We start from the raw sequence: 19,194 nt of genomic DNA, 5'->3' as shown, positions 1-19,194 counted from the left end.
CAGGTCTGCCGGCAGCGCCCCAGGGCACCAAGGCAGGCTTGGCCTCCTTCCTCACTGGCGGCCTCTTTTCTTCTCCCAAACGCAGAAGCCTTTCCCTCCCTCTCCTCTTTCTGTTCACCCTCTCCATTCTAGCCTGAAACAGGAAGGGTAGACAAGGTATTTTCTTTCTTCGCACCAAGTCGCAAACATCAGGCCCAGGGGCCTGTCATAGGTTTCTCCTCCCTCCTTTCAACTTCAGATTATTGGTAAGCACTATGAAGACTCTCTTCCATACTCTGTTTCCCTTCCCGTTTTTGCTCACCCTTGCTTTTCTGCCTTTTCCAGGCAAATCACAGGAATGTGAGCAGAAACTGAAATCATACAAAAACTGGAAAGAATCCCCCAACACCCAATGGAGCTTGTTCTTATCCAGCCCCGCCGGAGGGAGCCTGGCTTATATTGGCGCCCACCATTCCACAGACCCCGCGCACCCTCAATTTGCCCAAATCAGGCAGGCCTGGCAAACCCAGAAACCTACCCTGGTTTTCTTTGAGGGCCCTAACAGAGGCACGACCGCTACAGCAGATGAAACCATCCAGCAGCTAGGGGAATCTGGCTATGTGCGGTTCCTGGCCCAGACCGATGGCGTGAAAACCCAATCTCTGGAAATGTCACCGCAGGAGGAAGTGGACCAACTGCTAAGCACCGGCAAGTTCAGTAAAGAACAGATAAAACTGTTTTTTGTGCTTCGCGAAGCCAGCCGCCTACGTGACCGCAAGGGCCTTAAAGACGAGCAACTGCAAGCTGCCATAGCGCAACTGCTTGCCAAGGCTAATACCGTCATAAAAGGCTTTGATGAAGTGATTCCAGATGTGTCAGCGCTCCAGGTGGCCTACCAGAAATATTGGAGTGCCCCGGCCACTTGGTGGCAAGCCCCGGCCGTGTGGTTTACCCCCGGCGGGGAAGGCGAAAAAACCGGCGGGAAATTCACCAATGAAATTAACCGCTTGAACAGCGAAAACCGGGACCGCTATATGTACCGTCTTCTTTCGCAGGCAGTGCTTAAAGGAGAAAAGGTTTTGGCCGTGGTGGGGCGCAACCACGTCCCCATGCAGGCAGATGCCCTAAAATGCGCCTTGGGCAAGTAACAACCCTAAAAATCAAATCCCGTTTTGGGCCTGTTTTCTTAAAAACAGACCCAAAACGGGATTCTTCATTCCTGAAATTTTCTTTCCCTTAAGCCTTAAGAAGCCACAGGGGTAAGGCCCAACTTCCTGCCTCTCTCTAATAATAAAGGGAACGCTTCCTCATACTCGTTCCGGATTTCGCCTTCCAGAATGGCCTCCGTGATGGCATTTTTCAAGATGCCCACTTCCTTAGAGGGCGCAATCCCGAAGGTCTGCATAATGAGGTCTCCGGTGATGACCGGCTGGAAATTGCGGAGGCTGTCCTTCTCTTCCACCTCTTTCAGTTTCATCTCTACCCGCTCAAAGTTCTGCAGGTACCGCTTCACCTTGTCATTATTTTTAGAGGTAATATCGGCCTTGCAAAGCTGCATGAGCAGGTCAATGTCATCGCCGGCCTCAAACAAGAGCCGTCGCACCGCTGAGTCTGTGACGGTTTCCTTTACCAGGGCAATGGGCCTGAGATGGAGGCGTACCAGTTTTTGCACCTGTTTCATGTGCTCATTCAGAGGGAGGCGCAGATCGGCGAAGATTTTGGGTACCTGGCGGGCGCCGCGGTCTTCGTGGCCATGAAAGGTCCAGCCTACTTTCTCATTGTAGCGCTTGGTCTCGGGCTTGGCAATGTCATGCAGAATAGCGGCCCAGCGCAGCCAGAGATCATCAGACACTTCGGCCACGTTGTCTAGCACCTGTAGGGTGTGGTAGAAATTATCTTTGTGCGAGTTCTTGTTGATGGTCTCCACGCCGTGCAGCTTCACCATCTTTGGGAAGATCAGGTGCAAGAGCCCCGTCTGGAACAACAGCTTAAACCCGTACGAAGGCGTTTTGGAAAGGATGATTTTGTTGAGTTCATCGGTGATGCGCTCCTGCGACACAATTTTGATCCGCTCCTTGTTCTCACCAATGGCGTCAAAGGTGTCGGGGTCAATGTCAAAGTTCAATTGGCTGGCGAACCGGATGGCGCGCATCATGCGCAAAGGGTCATCTGAGAAGGTGATGCCCGGCGCCAGCGGGGTCTTGATGTTCTTGCGCCTGATGTCCTTGAGGCCCTCAAACCGGTCAATCACCTGGCCGTAGGTCTCCTCGTTCAAGCTGATCCCCAAGGCATTAATGGTAAAATCACGCCGGGCCAGGTCGTCTTCCAGCGTTCCCTGCTCCACCTCGGGCTTGCGCGAATGGCTGCTGTAAGATTCCTTGCGGGCGCCCACAAACTCCACCTCCCAGCCGTCCTCGGTGCGCAGCATGGCCGTCCCGAAATTCTTGAATACCACCACTTTGGGCGTATGGGGCAGTTGCTTAGACACGGCATGCGCCAGGTCAATGCCACTGCCTATGCACACCACGTCTATGTCTTTGGACGGACGCTTTAGCACCAGATCCCGCACAAAACCCCCAATCACGTACGCCTCCACCTTCAATTCATGGGCGGCATGGGCAATGGTTGCAAAGATGGGGTGGTCTGGAAGCGTGATATCCGTGGTCATGGCCAATTTGTTATTAACCCCGAACGCAGCCTACCTTGAAGGTGAACTACTGCCTTGGGTCTGCAAAGGTACGGGAACGCACCGCCTTAGACAAACTTGCAGTTATTTCCGTATTACTGCCATTTTTGAGAAAACAGGCCTAAAACGGTTTACACCTTCAAACCTCCCAGGCTTAGGAAACTGTTGGGCTTTTAAAGTCAATGGCATAGACACTCGTAGGAGCTTCGCGCACTACGAGGTCTTCTGAGTTGGCGGCTTTGCTTTTCTTCCGGCCGTGAATCTCCCCTCCAAGCGATTTTCCCGAGCAGTTTCCTGCATGGAACCGGCCTTTACCTGGTATCCTTTAGGAAAGCACCATAAGCAGGTACCTGTAGGCTAATCAAACCTTACCTGAAGCGTTTATAATCCGCCCTGACCTCGTAGTGCGCGCAGCTCCTACGAGTGTTTCCATCCTGCTTTTACCTCAATCTGTTCTCTTCCCGTTTTGAGGCTGTTTTTCTCAAAACGAGCCCCAAACAGACATAAACCGCTATTTCTTAATCTCCTGGCACAATTCCACCAGCACGCCGTTGGCCGATTTTGGGTGCACAAAGCACACGAGTTTATTGTCGGCGCCGCGTTTTGGGGTCTCATTTAGGAGTTGGAAACCTTCGGCTTTCAGGCGCTCCATTTCGGCTACAATGTCTTCCACTTCAAACGCGATGTGGTGAATGCCCTCCCCTTTCTTCTCAATGAACCTGGCAATGGCGCTATGGTCGGCGGTGGCCTCCAGGAGCTCAATCTTGGTGTTACCCACGTGAAAGAAAGAGGTATTTACGGCCTCGCTTTCCACTTTTTCCTCTTTATATGGCTCGGCGCCCAGCAATTTTGCAAACAATTGATTCGCATCCTGAAAATTTTTTACCGCAATTCCTATGTGCTCTACCTTCATACCGCTTATTTAAACTTATTCTAAGTGATGATTTTTGTGTAATTTTGCATGCGTATCAAACTAACTGACCACTAAATCTGTTTTTCTGATAAGCGAAACCAAGGAAAACTACTGACGAAGATGCTGAAATTTCCGATTTATTTAGATAATAATGCCACCACGCCCATGGATCCGCGTGTGTTGGAGGCCATGTTGCCGTATTTCACCAACCATTTCGGGAACGCTGCTTCCCGTAACCACCCTTTTGGTTGGGCCGCCGAAGAAGCGGTAGACTATGCCCGTGAGCAGATTGCGGCGCTGATCAACTGTAATCCAAAAGAACTTATTTTCACCTCTGGGGCTACTGAGTCTGACAACCTTGCCATTAAAGGCGTGTTTGAGATGTACTCCTCCAAAGGGAACCATATCATTACGGCCACCACTGAGCACAAGGCCGTGCTGGATACCTGCAAGCACATTGAGAAACTGGGCGGACAGGTAACCTATCTGCCTGTGAACAGCGAAGGCCTCATAGACCTGAAAGAATTGGAAGCTGCCATCACAGACAAGACTATCTTGATTGCCATCATGTACGGCAACAACGAGGTGGGCGTGATCCAGCCGATCAGAGAGATTGGGCAGATTGCCAAGAAACACGGCGTGCTGTTCTTCTCAGATGCTACTCAAGCCGTAGGCAAGATTCCAGTAGACGTAGAAGCCGACGGTATTGACCTGATGGCCTTCTCTGGCCACAAAATGTACGGACCTAAAGGCGTTGGCGCTTTGTACGTGCGTCGCAAGAACCCACGGGTAAAAGTTACCGCCCAGATGGACGGCGGCGGACACGAGCGCGGCATGCGTTCCGGTACACTAAACGTGCCTGGTATTGTAGGTTTAGGCAAGGCCGCCGAGGTGGCTCGTCTGGACATGGAATCTGATACCAAGCGGATCAAAGCCATGCGTGACTACCTGGAGACCGAACTTCTGCAAATGGAAGAGTCTTACCTGAACGGTAATAAAGAGCACCGCCTTCCGCACGTGAGCAACATCTCTTTCAAATACGTTGAGGGTGAAGGCTTGATGATGGGCGTGAAAGACATTGCCGTTTCTTCTGGTTCTGCCTGTACGTCTGCTTCCCTGGAGCCTTCTTATGTATTGAAGGCCATGGGCATGAGCGATGACCTGGCACACTCTTCCCTGCGCTTCGGCTTGAGTCGTTTCACTACTCAGGAAGAAGTGGATTTTGCCATCAATCACGTGAAAGAGGCCGTGACCAAACTGCGTGAACTTAGCCCGCTGTGGGAAATGTTCAAAGAAGGCATCGACCTTGACTCAGTAGAGTGGGCAGAACACTAAGACTTAATTAAGAATGGGGAATTAATAAATAAGAATTATCGCTGGCACCATAAAAGCGTATATATTAGTTATTTACCCCTGATTCTTAATTCATAATTATTAATTCGTAATTTAAAAAAGCCATGGCTTATTCAGATAAAGTAATAGATCATTACAGCAACCCACGTAACGTAGGTACGCTAGACAAATCAAAATCAAACGTGGGTACCGGTTTAGTAGGTGCCCCTGAGTGTGGTGACGTTATGCGTCTGCAGATTGAGGTAGATGAGAACCAGGTGATCACAGATGCCAAGTTCAAAACCTTCGGTTGTGGTTCTGCTATCGCGTCTTCTTCTTTGGCTACTGAGTGGTTGAAAGGAAAGACCGTAGATGAGGCTCTGGCTATTGACAACATGGAGATTGTGGAAGAGCTGGCTTTACCGCCGGTGAAAATTCACTGCTCTGTGCTTGCCGAAGACGCCATCAAATCTGCCATCAATGACTACCGCGTGAAAAACGGAATGGAGCCATTGGTAGAAGCCAAGTCACACCACTAAGACCTACACGAGCGCAATGGAGGTAAACACCAATGTGCACGTGGAGAGCGCACGGATCCAGAAGCAGATAGAAGACCATCTGGGCATGGAGGGAAGCCAATTGTTGTTTGACTTCCGGCCCATGGACGACAAGATGCGGCTAGATCTTATCACGGTGAACCCGCGTCACCACCAATCGTTTCTGTTCCATACAGAAACGGGGTATGACCGGATAGATGCGCTCCGGAAAATGTTGGACTACGTTCGGCAGGCAAGGGATCAGGAAAGCTCCTTTACCATCCAGTGGATGGCCAAGGGGGAGCGGGAACTGAACACCTCCTACTTCCGGGCGACCAACATGTATGATGCATTGGATAAACTATATTATGGCCGGGACATTAACACCATTACCGTTTTTAGTGTGGTGCTTAACCCCGTCTCTTAGATAAAAGAAAGGAGGATACGCGTATGATTACCGTTTCTGAAAAAGCGAAAGAAAAAGTAGAGAAGCTGAAGAAGGATTCTAACATAGATGACAGCTTCCGTTTGAGAGCCTCTGTAGCCGGAGGCGGCTGCTCAGGCCTGTCTTACCAGCTTGACTTTGATGACGAAGTAAAGCCCATGGACCAGGAGTTTGAAGACAAAGGCGTACGGGTAGTGGTAGACATGAAAAGCTTCCTTTACCTGGCCGGTACTGAATTGGATTTCTCTGATGGCCTGAACGGCAAAGGCTTCTACTTCAATAACCCCAACGCTAGCCGTACCTGCGGCTGCGGCGATAGCTTCTCAGTGTAATTTAGTGCACTACTATAAACAGCAAAGGCCCCGCATGCGGGGCCTTTGCTGTTTATAGGCTGTTTTTGAGAAAACAAGTGTAAACCAGGTGGGGGAATAGGTCATGTAATAAGGGCAAATCACTCCATTACTTTTCCCTTACTGCGGCCTCTTATAGTTTAAAAATGGTGAGCTAGCGCAGATCAATCTGTTTTGAGGCTGTTTTGGGCAAAACGGGCTCAAAACGAACTTCCGCTTTTATGATGTAGTTACTGACTCTTTCCGGGCAGATCTGGACAGGTTGAGACCTGTCCCTACAGAACCAATGGGAAGCGCCTTACTCCTATTCTTTCCTCCTCGGCCTGTCCCCTGACAGGCCGAAATTAACTCCTACCACATCAACCAAAACCGATTGGCTTGTCAGGGGACAAGCCTAGGGAAAGGCTAATTACGACTGTTAGCTAATTTAAATTTTGTAGCAAAGTTACACGGTAACGTCATAGCCACTCAACCTCCAACTGGCCACCCTCAAAGGTAAACCTATCCAGCTTCAGTTACTTCAGCTACTTTCCTCCTCCAGCTTTCTCAATATCTACCAACTTTACTATCAAACAAAAAGGCCTAGAGGTTTCCCTCCAGGCCTTTTCTACTAAATACGGTTATTGACTAGCGTCTTACCTGCACCGGATGGTCTTCCAACTGGGCATAGTGTAGTTTCCAGGCGCCTTTGTCGTTTTTCTTCCAGAGCAGCAGGAAGTTTCCTTTTCCTTCGCCTCTTGGCAGGTTGCGGTCGTTGGGGATCACGTCTACAGAGAAGGTACCGCCTTCATAGGCAATGTTCTCATCGGCGCCAGAGCTTACCGGAAACGTCTTCAGGTTTTCAATGGTACCCATAGTTTCGCGTACCCATTTCTGAGAAACCTCAGATTTACCGCTGTAATGAACCTCGCCTTGTACAAAGTGCACGTCTTCGGCCAGGAGTGTATCTAATTGGGCTGAGTTTCTGCTGTTCCAAGCCCCTACAAATTGTTGGTTTAATTGCTGCACGTTCACCGGCTCCTTTTTATCCTCCATCTTAGAGCAGGAAGAGAGCAAGGCAGCAAATACGAATACAAACAGGTATGATTTCATAAAAATGAGTTTGGTGAATAACTAAACCACATACTCCCTTTGAATATTAGGAGTTTCAAATATTTTACTTTTCTTATAAAAAAAGCCCAAGCACAGGGCTTGGGCTTTCATATATATCAGGCTTATGCCTTCAGCTTACCAGCTTTTTCTTCTGTACTCAGAGTCAGCGTACGGTTTTGAATAGTCACCGTAGTCTTCGTTGGGCAAGAAAGACAGGTTAGACATGCTCATGATCTGGGGCTGACCAGCAGTATACCCAGTGTAAGCCATTGTGGCCGGAGCAGCTACCGCAGCAGTTTTGGCCGCTGAGGAAGAAGATTTTCTGGATGAACCAGAAGATTTTCTGGAAGATGAGTTATAAGCATAGGCTCTGTTAGCCGCTACAGTTCTGTTGAATTCAGCTTCGCGTTCAGCGGCGGCTCTTTTCTGTTTGTTGTCAATGATTTTACCAACACCGTAACCGGCGGCTCCACCAACAACTCCACCTACCACACCACCTACTACACGGTTTCTTTTATGGATAATGGCACCTGCAGCAGCTCCGGTACCGGCTCCAATCACCGCACCTTTAGCTTGAGGGCTCCACTTTCTATCTTGAGCCTGAGCGTTATTGAAAGCAACAGACACTAAGAAAATCAGGCTGAATATTAAACTTAGCTTTTTCATAAAACTGTTTTTTAGAGTTTGTAAATTTTTACTCATGTACTGTGCATCTTGCAAGTCCCGTGCCAACTTTTAAATTCCGCTCAGATTTTTTTGTTTGACTAAGTAAAAAAATCTGAATACCGCTCTTCTAAGCCTTGGCAATGAATTTAGGTGCTTGAACGCATTCTGGAATATTTAGATACAAACACTTTGCCAACTTGCCCCAAAAGTCTCAGAAATGCCTCTTTTTATTACCCTTTCATTCCCATCTTCTTAGAGCTATTCCGCAACTGATTGATTTTCAACAATATTTAACATCTAAATAATTCCTTAAAAGCGGCCAGCGCTCCATAGGATGTTTTCCTCCTCTATTTTTTCATTAAACCCGCCATTCTTATTTTATAGGGAGATTTTTTGTTTTAGGCCTGTTTTCCGGAAAACAGGCCTAAAACAAAAAATCAAGCACCTTATATAAGGGGAGAATAAAATAAACCCTACTCTTATATATAAGATCACTTCCGCCTTAATTCCTTTCCTGTTCAACTTAAGAATCTGTTATCTTTACTAACCTGAATTTCTCCTATTCCCGTGAAGATAGCCTCCGTTCGTTTTCTTAACCTTAATTCGCTGCAGGGCGAACACCACATCAGGTTCAATGAGCCGCCTTTGAGCGAGTCTGGCCTGTTTGCCATTACCGGCCCCACGGGCGCGGGCAAGACTACTATCTTAGATGCCATTACGGTGGCCTTGTACGGACAGGTGCCGCGCCACGGACGCGACGTAGCCGAGATCATGACCCGCCACACCGGCGAGTGTTGGTCTGAGGTGGAGTTTGAGGCCCAGGGGAAATTCTACCGTGCCAAATGGATTCTTCGGCGCAGCCGCGGCAAAGCCGATGGGAAACTGCAGAGCCCGGTCATGGAACTCATGGACGCAGACACCCACGAGATTCTGGAGTCAAGGCTTTCGGAGACCCGGCAGCGGATCATAGACCTGTGCGGCCTGGACTTTCAGCAGTTCCTACGGTCGGTGATGCTCTCCCAAGGAGATTTTACGCGGTTCCTGAAAGCCAGCGAAAGCGAGCGCAGTGAACTACTGGAGAAACTCACCGATACCCGCATTTACTCCCAGATCTCCATTGCCGCCTATGAAAAGGCCAAAGCGGAGAAACAGAAACTTCAGGACCTGGAGCGCCTGCTGCAGCTGGACCAGCTTCTGCCCGAGGAAGCCCGCGCCGCCCTGGCCCAGGAAGTCACTGACCTGAAAGCCGCAGCCCGTTTGGCCAATCAGCAAATTCAGCAGCACCTGCACCAGCAGACCTGGCTGGACCACCTGAGCAAGCTAACCCAGAAAGAAAGCAGCCTGAGTGCCCAACTCACATCGGCGCACACCGCCCAACAGGCCTGGCAACCACAGCAGGAAAAATTGCAGCGCCATGAACAGGCCCAGCCATTCCAGAGTGAACTGGCGCGTCTGGATCAGGTGCAGCGGCAGGGACAAGCCGTGGCGCAAGCCGTTACGGCCTTACAGCAGCAGATACCTACGCAGGAAAAGCAGGTAGCAACCAACCTTCAAACCACTACCGCAGCCCGCACGGCCCATGCGCAGGCCCAACAGACGCTCACAGAGGCAGAGCCGCGCCTGGACCAGGTGCTGCAGCAAGACACGCACCTGGCCGCCCAACAAGCCCAATACACCAAAGACGAACAAGCTACGGCGCAACTGCAGACCCAGGTAAGGCAGCTGGCCGCCGCCCTGGAACAGCAGCAAACTCAGCAGCAAAAACTCATTAATGAGGGCAAGCAACTCAACGACTGGCTGAAAGAACATGCCCAGGACGAGGAACTGGTACAAACCCTGCACGACGGCAAAGCCGAGGTTAAAAACCTGGAAGAGGTTAGAAAACAGCAGGCCAAGTTCCAAATTGAGCAAGCTGATTTGAGCCTGTTTTTGGAAAAAGAGGCCCAAAACATAAACGCGTTTAAAGCAAAACTGGCATCTACGGAACAGGAACTGAAAGAGCAGCAAACCCAGCTGGCGTCTTTAAAGGACCAGACCCGCACCACCCTGCAGGGCCAGGAGCCCGAGGCGCTGGAGCAGCTATGCCACCGATTGCCGCAGGTCTGCAGCCAGCTGGAAAAGCAACTGGACCTGAGCAAGCTGTACCTGCAGCAGGAAGCCCGCCGGCAGACCCTGCAACAACAACTCACCCACACCCTGCAGGACCTGCACCTGCAGCGCACCGCGCATACCCAAACCGCTACGGATCTGGGCCAGGCCCAGGATAAGCTCAAAGACCTGCAGCAGATTGTAGACCTGCAGCGGCAGATACAGCAATATGAAGAGGCGCGCACCCAACTGCAGCCAGAGCAGCCGTGCCCGCTCTGCGGCTCTACTCATCACCCCTTTGTAGAAGAGCACCAACCGCAGACCCTTACCCAGGCGCAGCAAAACCTGCAACAGCAGCAACAACGCGTGCAACAACTTGACCAGGAGGAACGTGCGTTGGTAGCGGCCATCCAGAAACTGGAACTAGCCGAAAAGCATTTACAGGAGCAGGTGCAGGAAACCGCAGCCCAGACCCAAACCCTGAGCCAGCAGTTCACGCAACTTAATTCGGCGCTGAACCTGGCCCATGAGATTGCCGCCTCTGCTACCATTGACCAATCCTGGAATGCCCGCAAAGGCGAGCTGCAACAGGCCACGGCTTCTTTGCAAAGCTTAAGAGGTCTGCGCTCCCGCATAGAAGCGGCCCACCAAACCGAGCAGAAGCTGCTTTCAGCGCAGCAGGGTTTTAGGCACGAAATTGAGAAAACAGCCGAAAAACGCAGTTATGCCCAAACCCAGTTACAGCGCCTGCAGGCTGAGCTGGAAGATCTGGCGGAACAGGAGAAAGTGATCACAGGTACGCTGCAGTCATTTTTCAGTACCTATGGCCTTTCCTATTCCGGCACCAATGGGCCCGTGCTGCTTGCCCAGTTGGAGCAGCGCAAAACAGCGTATGAGCAAAAGAAGGCCCAACTGCCCGACCTGCGCGAGAAATACCAGCAGGCTAGATCTGACGCGGAGAATGGCAAGAAAACCCTGGAGGAAAAACAACAGGAACTCAATCAGCGCCAGCAACAACTGACCACTGCCCAAACCCACCTGCAGGAACTCAGGGCCCAACGCTATAAACTCCTTCCTGAAGGCCTGCAACCGCAGATAGAGAAACAGCGGTTGCAACAAGCGTTGCAGCAGGCCGCCCAGGCGCTGCAATCTGCCGAGGCGTCCTTCCAACGGGAGCAGGAAAAACTCAACCTTCTGCAGCACCAGGCAACCGTCAAGCACCAGGAGCAGCAGGAGAACCAATACACCCAAAGCGAGTTAGAGACTTTGCTTTTGCAGAAGATTCAACCCTTTGGCTATACATCCCTGGCCCAGCTACAGGCCCTGCTTTTATCAGAAGATGAGGCGCGCCAACTGCGCCAGCAACAGGAGCAGCTGCAGAAGACTGTCAATGAGCTGGCGCATAGCCTGCAGCAGACGCTGCTAGAGTACGCCTCAGAAAAAGAGCGTCACCTCACGGAGCTGACCCTGGAAGAGTTGCAACCGCTCATTCTGGCGCTGGAAGAAGAGAAAAACCAGCACCTGGCCCAGATTGCCCGCCTGGAAATGCAATTGCAGCAAGACGCCGCCCTGCGCGAAAAGCACCAGCAACTCACCCAGCAATTAGACCTGCAGAAAGGCGAGGCCGAGCGTTGGGACCGCCTTACTCGCCTCATCGGCTCCGCCGACGGCAAGAAGTTCAGCAAGTACGCGCAAAGCCTAACGCTGGCCCGGCTGGTAGAACTGGGCAACCGCCATTTGCTTCGGCTCAATGACCGCTACCGCATTTTAAAAAGCAAGGAAGAGGAACTGGAACTGCAGATCCTGGACACGTACCAAGGCGATGCCGTCCGGTCTGTGAACTCGCTTTCCGGCGGCGAAAGCTTTTTGGTGAGCCTGGCACTGGCCTTAGGCCTCTCTGATCTAGCCAGCCACAAAGCCCAGATTCATTCGCTGTTTATTGATGAGGGCTTCGGGACCCTGGATGCGGAGACCCTGGATATTGCCATGGATGCTCTGGAGAGCCTGCAGGCCAGCGGCAAGATGATAGGCATTATCTCCCACGTAGAAGCCTTAAAAGAACGCATCAGTACGCAGATTGTGGTAGAGAAACAGGCCTGGGGCCGAAGTGCCATTAAAGTGGTAAGCACCGCAGGAATGGAGGTGTAGCCCTTGCTGCTGCCTTTACCCCAAAGTTTGGCAAGAAAATGTCCTGTATCTGTTGATTTTTTGCCTGGAGAGACCAGTGTCGGCTAACTTTTAACAATAATCACGTAAGACTTTAAAGCCTTACCAACCTTTGACCTATGCGCCGTTTCCCTGCTATTACGCCTTCTACTTTTTGGCTTTTATGCCTATTGCTTTTGTTAGGATGCCAGAAGAAACAGGAACAACAGGCAGAGCAGCAAAAGGAAGGCCATTATCGGGTCATTGCCATTAAAGACGGCGACACCATTGAACTGCTGAAAGACGGCAAGCCGTTGCGCGTACGGCTACAGGGCATTGATTGCCCCGAAAAGAATCAGGCGTTTGGCGAAAGGGCCCGTCAGTTCACCTCAGACCAGGCCTTCGGCAAATTTGTGCAGCTGGTGGTGCGGGACATTGACCGGTACGGCCGTACGGTGGGAGAAATCATTTTACCGGATGGCCGCAACCTGAACTATGAACTGGTGAAATACGGGTTTGCCTGGCACTATAGAGCTTACTCCAAAGACCCGGAGCTGGACCGCCTGGAAATGGAGGCCCGCGCCCAGAAACTTGGCCTATGGGTGGACCCTGTGCCCCAGGCCCCCTGGGACTTCCGGAAGCAGCGGAAAAACACCAAGCCAAACATTCCGGCAGGCGCCTCTACTGCGGCCAAGCGGGCTACCACCACTACGGCTACCATTACCAATAAAAACAGTACCGTCTACCTTTGCCAAAGCAAGGCCGCTACTACTTATCATATAAGAGCTAACTGCTATCGCCTGCAGACCTGCAAAAAAGGCATCTTAACTACCACCCTGGCACAGGCCAAACGCCAGGGCCGTACTCCTTGCAGCGTTTGTGCCCGGTAAAACGCTGCAAGAATCTCTGATTTCTTTAGTACCCTGGCATATCTTTCCATACCTAAGCTGCCACCAACGCTATCTTATTCTTACCTGGACCCGAGGCGGGTAAATACCCTTGCCGGTGTGGCTGCGCTTTTTAAGCTGATCAAAAAGTCCTTGTAGGGGAAATCCCTTGTGGTTGCCCTTTCACGCCGGCAAACGTGTAAGGGCAACCACAAGGGATTGCCCCTACCCTAATTTATCTAAATTTCACTTCTCCTTTTCCCTTCCAACAACCTTCTTCTAGTCCTTTCATTTTAAGCCTGTTATCTCAAAAACAGGCCCAAAACCGGAGATCTTCTACTCTCATTCATCGGGTGAAACGTCACATTCACCGGCCAAACTTGCTTATCTATCTAATTGATTGACGCTTAAGAACTTATTCAAAAGCAAGAAAGTTAACGCTCTAAAATACAGCATTTAACATTTTATAAAAGAACGAATTCCATATTTTAGTTATGACAAATAGTTGGATTGCCTGTAAAGGCAAAAAAGGGTTTGGGGCCTGGATGCTGGTCTGGGCTTTTGCTATTTTCTGGTGTAGCCCCCTCCAGGCCCAAACCTCTTACCAGACCGGCGATTATAGAACCGCTTCCTCCGGTAGCCTTGCCCAAAACGAGGGTACTGCCTTGCTGGAACAATTTACCAGCCAGGGCACCTGGGTTTCCGCTTCCTATCCCCTGCCTACTACTGGCACCTTATATGTAGGGCACCCCACTCAGCTTTCGGGCGTCTTACAACTTGCCGCTTTACAAATCTCCGCCCAAAGTACCTTTACCATTCCGTCTGGTTCTAAACTCACCACTACCTCCAAACTGGCGGTGACTTCATCGGCAGAGCTTCTCCTGACCGGTGACCTGGAAAACAGGGGCCTCCTCCAACTGCAGGCTTCTTCAAAACTTACTATCAAATCTCCCACCTACCAGGCCTCTGACCCGCTTTGGGCGGGCACCGAAGAAATTGACGCCTCCGCAGAAATCAGAATTGAAGCTGCCGCTCCCAATTCACTGTTATTTAGCAGCAGCCAACTTACAGCTCAACCTCATGGCTACTGGCTGGGCCGATTGACCTTTGCCCCTACTCTTACCAACAGCCAATGGAGGTTAACAGATGCCTCGGCACCCCTGACTGCCCAGACCTTTACTGCTGTAGTTCCCGCCGGTTCCTCACTTCTTTTGCTAGACGGCAGTAACCTTTCGCTATCCTTTGGCCAGGACGTTTTATTGAATGGTGGCACGTATTATCTTCAGAATCAAGCCAATAGCACAGCATCTCTTTTGGTCCCTGGCCATTTCACCTTGAAAAACTCCACTTTCACGCTCAACCAAACGTCCAGTTCCACGGCCATCACTACAGTAGATCTGAAAGGAAACCTGGTAACAGATGCTACCTCTATCATTAATAACAGCAGCACCGTAACCACTACCGGTAGCGGCTTGCGGTTTAGTGGCACCACATGGCAAGCGGTCCAGGTGGCGGGAATAATCAACCATGTTTCCCTGGCTATAAAACCAGGCGCTATGGTGAGGTTAGGCCAGCACCTCAGGCTAAACCCTTCCAACTCTGTTTATGCGGGTACCTTCACCGTGGAGAACGGGGCCACACTTGACTTTAGCGCAGATGCCGACAATAATGGGTACCAAATACAAGGCCAGGGCTATTTTAAACTGGACCAGGGCGGCACCTTGTATATTACCAGTGCCCAGGGAATCAATACTTCAGGCGTTACTGGAAACGTAGTTGTCACAGATAACCGGCGCACCTTTACCCAACTAGCTACCTTTGTCTACAATGGCAAAATTCCTCAGCAAACGGGCAACGCTTTTACCACTACTTCCAATGGTAAGATTCTAATTATAGACAACCCTTCTTCCGTGACTCTCACCAACAGTACCGGCATCTCCAGCAGTACCCTCATTTCGCCTTCCGGTGGAAGGTTGGAAATTAGGCAGGGCCTTTTCAAAGCCACCGCCACAGCAGATATTAACAGCACCGGGAAATTGGTCATGACGGGCGGAATCTACCAGATAAACATGCTGAACAACACGTTCCCTTTACTTACAGGAGTCTATGAATTAACTGGAGGCACCATTGAATTAACAGGATCAGGAGAGCAAATTCTGAGAGGAAAGACCTACTATAATGTGACCATAGGCGGAGATAATGTTGGCACCGCTACCTCAAAAAGCATTTCCTCCACCACTACCATTAACCAGAACCTTACCATTTTGCCCAATGCCATATTAGACATCAGCAACAAAACTTTGAAAGGAGACGGCGGATTGACCATGACCGGTGGCCTGTTCAGGACCAATAAAACCACAACCAGCGTCCCTGAGCTCAACGGCATAGCAAAGCCTTACCAGCTAACGGGAGGTACCATTGAGTTTTATGGGTCTATCAATGGGCAGTCACAGTCTATAAGGGGTACCTACGGAAATAATGCCCAGAAACTAACCTATCACCATGTTCTCTTAACCGCCACAGAGGCCAACACGCTAAATGAGGCTGGTAACCATATGCTTAGCGCGAACTTTGACGTGACTGGTACTCTAACCGTTATGGCTCCTGCGGTATTACAAATCGCTTCTAACAGGTCTATTGGCGGAACCGGTAATTTCTCATTAGAGGCTGGCGCCACCCTTCTATATGGTTCTGCACAGGGAATCAAAATTACAGGAACAGGAACGTCAGACGGAAACATCCGCGTCAGCGGGACGCGAAATTTCTCTACCCAGGCCAGTTACGGATTTATAGGCACTGGAGATATGGTCTCTGGAGATGGTCTTCCTGGCACTGTTACCAACTTACTGATAGCCAAAACCGGCGGTACTATTACCCTTTCTAAAACAGTAAACGTGGCCGAAGTATTCACCCTCAAAAGTGGTGTTTTCAAAACCGATATCCATGAGCTGTCTTTGTTGCGTCAAGACGCGAATGCGTTGCAATTAGTTGACCCCTCTTTTTACATACAGGGCAATCTAAGGCGCTCAGTGGGAAGTAGCGGCACTTATTCATTCCCGGTAGGTAACGTTACCGGAAAGCGGCAACTGGACCTGATGTCCATTGGGTTAAGTGGCAATGGTTTCCAAAGTGTGGTAGTTAGCTTCAAACCTCTTACCAACCATCAAGACTCAGAACTGGCCTTGATGGAAGGAGGCTATAGCTACACCCATATAGCCACCGAAGGTGTCTGGAACGTAGTGCCAAACAACACACCTGCAAGCGGCACCTTTACTGCCATGGCCTCCTTGCAAGGCTTCACCAATCTGGAAGACAACAAATTCGCCTTATTGATCAGGCCGGTCAACTCCACCAGCGGCAAAGACTGGGAAACCGGTGGCGGTACCTTAGCCCCCCCAGACAAAGAAGGCCGTACGGTGGCCGGCGGCTATGCCAAACGCAACTTCATCACCCCTTTCGGACAGTTAGGTATTGCAACTATGGAATCGGTCACCGTGCTTCCGGTTACCTGGCTGTCTTTTACCGGCGAGCGAAAAGGGCAGCAAGTACACCTGCAATGGTCCACCGCCACGGAGATCAACAATGAACGCTTTTACATTGAGTATTCTGCAGATGGAAAGCAGTTCGCTACGGTAGGGACGGTAGCAGGCGCAGGCAACAGCAACGTTATCAGGAACTATCAATTCCAACATGCTTCAGCTGCCTCAATTACCACATATTACCGCGTAAAGCAGGTTGATTATGACGGCAAGTCTGAGTACAGCAAAGTGATAGCCGTAAAACCCGGTAACAAGTCACTAGCCCAATTCGTGGCGTACCCAAACCCTAGCCATGATTACCTGCAATTGGCCAATATCACACCAGATGCTACTACTACCATAGATATTCTGGATGCCAAAGGGGAAAGGATGGATTTATCATCAACTGCTTTAAATGGGACAAATCCGGTCATCAACGTTCAGCACTTACGGGCTGGCAATTACCTCCTTCAAGTAAAATCCTCGGCGGGAATCCAGCAATTCAGGTTTGTGAAGCTATAACCTGTTTTAGGCCTGTTTTCCTGAAAACAGCCTCAAAACAGAAAAAAGGAAGCCGGCCCTACTGGAGCCGGCTTCCTTTTTTTTATATTGCAGTACCAGTTATCACATCAGCACAATAAAAAATTAGCTCATTTAGTATGCTCTACCTTCTTTGTTTTCCATGAAGTTGACAAAGGCCCGGTTCACTACCCGCATTCCGCCGGGGGTGGGGTAATTGCCCGTGAAGTACCAGTCGCCGGTGTGGTTAGGGCAGGCTTCATGCAAGCCTTCAATGGTCTGGAAAATCACCTGAACCTCGGCGCGCACGTTGGCGGCCTTCACTATCTGGGCCACTTTATCGCTTATTTCCTCGGGCGTGAACTGGTCATAGAGTTCTTGCACAAAGTTCTTCTCTTTGGCAGCACCAGAGTTCAGGGCTTCCTTGCATTTCTGGTACACCTCGCGGGCCAGTTCTTCCTTTTTATGGTCTTTCAACAGTCCCATCATCGCTCTAAAGGCCACAAACTCTTTCATTTTAGACATGTCAATGCCGTAGCAGTCTGGGTAGCGGATCTGGGGGGCGCAGGAGACAATAATGATTTTCTTCGGGTCCAGGCGGTCCAGCATCTTAATAATGCTTTTTTCCAGGGTGGTGCCGCGCACAATGGAGTCGTCAATCACCACCACCGTGTCCACGCCTTTTTTCACCACCTCATAGGTAGTGTCATACACGTGGGCCACCAGGTCATCGCGCGAATCATTGTCGGTAATGAAGGTGCGGAGTTTGGCGTCTTTAATGACCAATTTTTCCATTCTGGGCCTAAACGAGAGAATGGTCTCCAGCTTCTCTATGTCACCGTTGGCTTCAGAAATAGCTTTATGGCGGTAAGCGCGCAGGTAGTCTTCAACCCCTTCCATCATGCCCATGAAGCTGGTTTCAGCGGTATTGGGAATGTAAGAGAACACGGTATTCTCCAGATCATAGTCTACTGCTTCCAGCACTTTGGTGCTCAACAGCTTGCCCATCATCTTACGTTCCTGGTAAATCTCGGGATCATTGCCGCGGGAGAAATAGATACGCTCAAAACTGCAGGACTTCTTCTCCAGCGCCGGAATCACCTCGCCTTCAGAGGCCTCGCCGTTCTTTTGGATGATCAGCGCATGGCCCGGGGTAACCTCCTTGATCTGGTCGTACTCAATCCCGAAGGCGGTTTTGATGGCCGGTTTCTCAGACGCCACCACAATCACCTCATCATCCATGTAATAATAGGCCGGCCTGATGCCCGATGGGTCACGCACCACAAAGGCCGCGCCATAGCCCGTAAGGCCCACCATGGCGTAGCCGCCATCAAAATCTTTGCAGGCCCTCCGGAGCACGCGGTTCAGATCCAGGTTCTCCTCAATAAGGGCCGTTATCTGTTCATTGTCATGGTCGGGCTTGAAGTAGTCAAAGAGGCGCTGGTTTTCCTCATCCAGGAAGTGGCCAATTTTCTCCAGAACGGTAACGGTATCTATTTTCTGACGCGGGTGCTGGCCCAGCTCAGTAAGCACATGGAACAGTTCGTCCACGTTGGTCATGTTGAAGTTTCCGGCCACGGCCAGGCTGCGGTTACGCCAGTTGTTCTCGCGCACCATGGGGTGGCAATTGTCTACGCTGTTCTCGCCGTGGGTACCATAACGCAAATGGCCCAGATACACATCGCCCAAAAAAGGGAGATTCTGTCTGAGCCATTCAATATTCTTTGCGTTCTCTGGGTTCTTTCGCTTGAGCTTGCCGTATTTCTCGCTTATTTTCCCGAAAATGGCGTCAATCGCTTTGGTTTTTACGGACCGGTACCGCGCAATGTACTCGGTGCCGGGGGTGGCGTTGATCTTAATGCTGGCAAAACCGGCGCCGTCTTGCCCGCGGTTATGTTGCTTCTCCATGAGCAGGTACATTTTCTGTACGCCGTACATGGGGGTGCCGTATTTCTGGGCGTAGTATTCTAAGGGTTTGCGAAGGCGGACCAGGGCAATACCGCACTCGTGTTTTATCGCATCACTCATGGTAATAGGT

13 protein-coding genes are annotated in these 19,194 nt (G+C 50.6%); 8 read left to right on the top strand and 5 right to left on the bottom strand.

The genetic code is table 11. The features are described 5' to 3' along the window. The first annotated feature begins 254 nt into the window (after nucleotides 1-254). Nucleotides 255-1,127, top strand: coding sequence for a hypothetical protein (locus TH63_RS03480; protein WP_048919709.1), 873 nt, complete (start codon nucleotides 255-257; stop codon nucleotides 1,125-1,127). Between the two features lie 95 nt (nucleotides 1,128-1,222). On the opposite strand, the gene TH63_RS03475 is transcribed toward TH63_RS03480, so the two are convergent. Continuing rightward, nucleotides 1,223-2,647 (bottom strand): CCA tRNA nucleotidyltransferase, encoded by a 1,425-nt coding sequence (locus TH63_RS03475; protein WP_048922564.1) that lies wholly within the window; start codon nucleotides 2,645-2,647, stop codon nucleotides 1,223-1,225. Nucleotides 2,648-3,176: 529 nt separating this feature from the next. Then, complete coding sequence (gene mce, locus TH63_RS03470; protein ID WP_048919708.1) at nucleotides 3,177-3,578, bottom strand: methylmalonyl-CoA epimerase; 402 nt, start codon at nucleotides 3,576-3,578, stop codon at nucleotides 3,177-3,179. Nucleotides 3,579-3,698: 120 nt separating this feature from the next. Between mce and TH63_RS03465 the strand changes: the two genes are divergently transcribed. The 4 genes from TH63_RS03465 to TH63_RS03450 all read left to right on the top strand — a co-directional run bounded on the left by TH63_RS03465 (nucleotide 3,699) and on the right by TH63_RS03450 (nucleotide 6,223). Beyond that, nucleotides 3,699-4,913 (top strand): IscS subfamily cysteine desulfurase, encoded by a 1,215-nt coding sequence (locus tag TH63_RS03465; RefSeq protein WP_316931943.1) that lies wholly within the window; start codon nucleotides 3,699-3,701, stop codon nucleotides 4,911-4,913. A gap of 122 nt (nucleotides 4,914-5,035) precedes the next feature. Next, the gene (gene iscU, locus TH63_RS03460) at nucleotides 5,036-5,449 is read left to right on the top strand and encodes a Fe-S cluster assembly scaffold IscU (RefSeq protein WP_048919707.1); all 414 of its coding nucleotides are present in this window, start codon (nucleotides 5,036-5,038) and stop codon (nucleotides 5,447-5,449) included. A gap of 16 nt (nucleotides 5,450-5,465) precedes the next feature. Next, nucleotides 5,466-5,873, top strand: coding sequence for a hypothetical protein (locus TH63_RS03455; protein WP_048919706.1), 408 nt, complete (start codon nucleotides 5,466-5,468; stop codon nucleotides 5,871-5,873). A gap of 23 nt (nucleotides 5,874-5,896) precedes the next feature. Next, nucleotides 5,897-6,223 carry a HesB/IscA family protein gene (locus TH63_RS03450; RefSeq protein ID WP_048919705.1) on the top strand — a complete coding sequence of 109 codons (327 nt, stop codon included), beginning with the start codon at nucleotides 5,897-5,899 and terminating at the stop codon, nucleotides 6,221-6,223. A 645-nt stretch (nucleotides 6,224-6,868) separates the two neighbouring features. Here TH63_RS03450 and TH63_RS03445 read toward each other — a convergent pair. Next, nucleotides 6,869-7,333 carry a YybH family protein gene (locus TH63_RS03445; RefSeq protein WP_048919704.1) on the bottom strand — a complete coding sequence of 155 codons (465 nt, stop codon included), beginning with the start codon at nucleotides 7,331-7,333 and terminating at the stop codon, nucleotides 6,869-6,871. A 135-nt stretch (nucleotides 7,334-7,468) separates the two neighbouring features. Next, a complete protein-coding gene (locus TH63_RS03440; protein WP_231583540.1) occupies nucleotides 7,469-8,035 on the bottom strand; it encodes a glycine zipper domain-containing protein in 567 nt (188 codons plus the stop codon). A 531-nt stretch (nucleotides 8,036-8,566) separates the two neighbouring features. Here TH63_RS03440 and TH63_RS03435 point away from each other — a divergent pair. The 3 genes from TH63_RS03435 (at nucleotide 8,567) to TH63_RS03425 (ending at nucleotide 17,159) form a co-directional block, all read left to right on the top strand. Beyond that, entirely contained in the window at nucleotides 8,567-12,235 is a 3,669-nt protein-coding gene (locus TH63_RS03435) for an AAA family ATPase (protein WP_048919703.1), read from the top strand. A 137-nt stretch (nucleotides 12,236-12,372) separates the two neighbouring features. Then, complete coding sequence (locus TH63_RS03430) at nucleotides 12,373-13,122, top strand: thermonuclease family protein (RefSeq protein ID WP_076606394.1); 750 nt, start codon at nucleotides 12,373-12,375, stop codon at nucleotides 13,120-13,122. A 491-nt stretch (nucleotides 13,123-13,613) separates the two neighbouring features. Then, nucleotides 13,614-17,159, top strand: a complete 3,546-nt coding sequence (locus TH63_RS03425) for a T9SS type A sorting domain-containing protein (protein ID WP_048919701.1) — start codon at nucleotides 13,614-13,616, stop codon at nucleotides 17,157-17,159. Between the two features lie 132 nt (nucleotides 17,160-17,291). Here the strand turns inward: TH63_RS03425 and TH63_RS03420 are convergent, their stop codons facing one another. Further along, entirely contained in the window at nucleotides 17,292-19,184 is a 1,893-nt protein-coding gene (locus TH63_RS03420) for an amidophosphoribosyltransferase (RefSeq protein WP_048919700.1), read from the bottom strand. Nucleotides 19,185-19,194 lie beyond the last annotated feature (10 nt).

The sequence above is a fragment of the Rufibacter radiotolerans genome, assembly GCF_001078055.1.
In the GTDB taxonomy this organism is placed as follows: Bacteria; Bacteroidota; Bacteroidia; order Cytophagales; family Hymenobacteraceae; genus Nibribacter; species Nibribacter radiotolerans.
The sequence above is the reverse complement of the archived record's forward strand: the minus strand, read 5'-3'. Positions and strand labels throughout refer to the sequence as shown.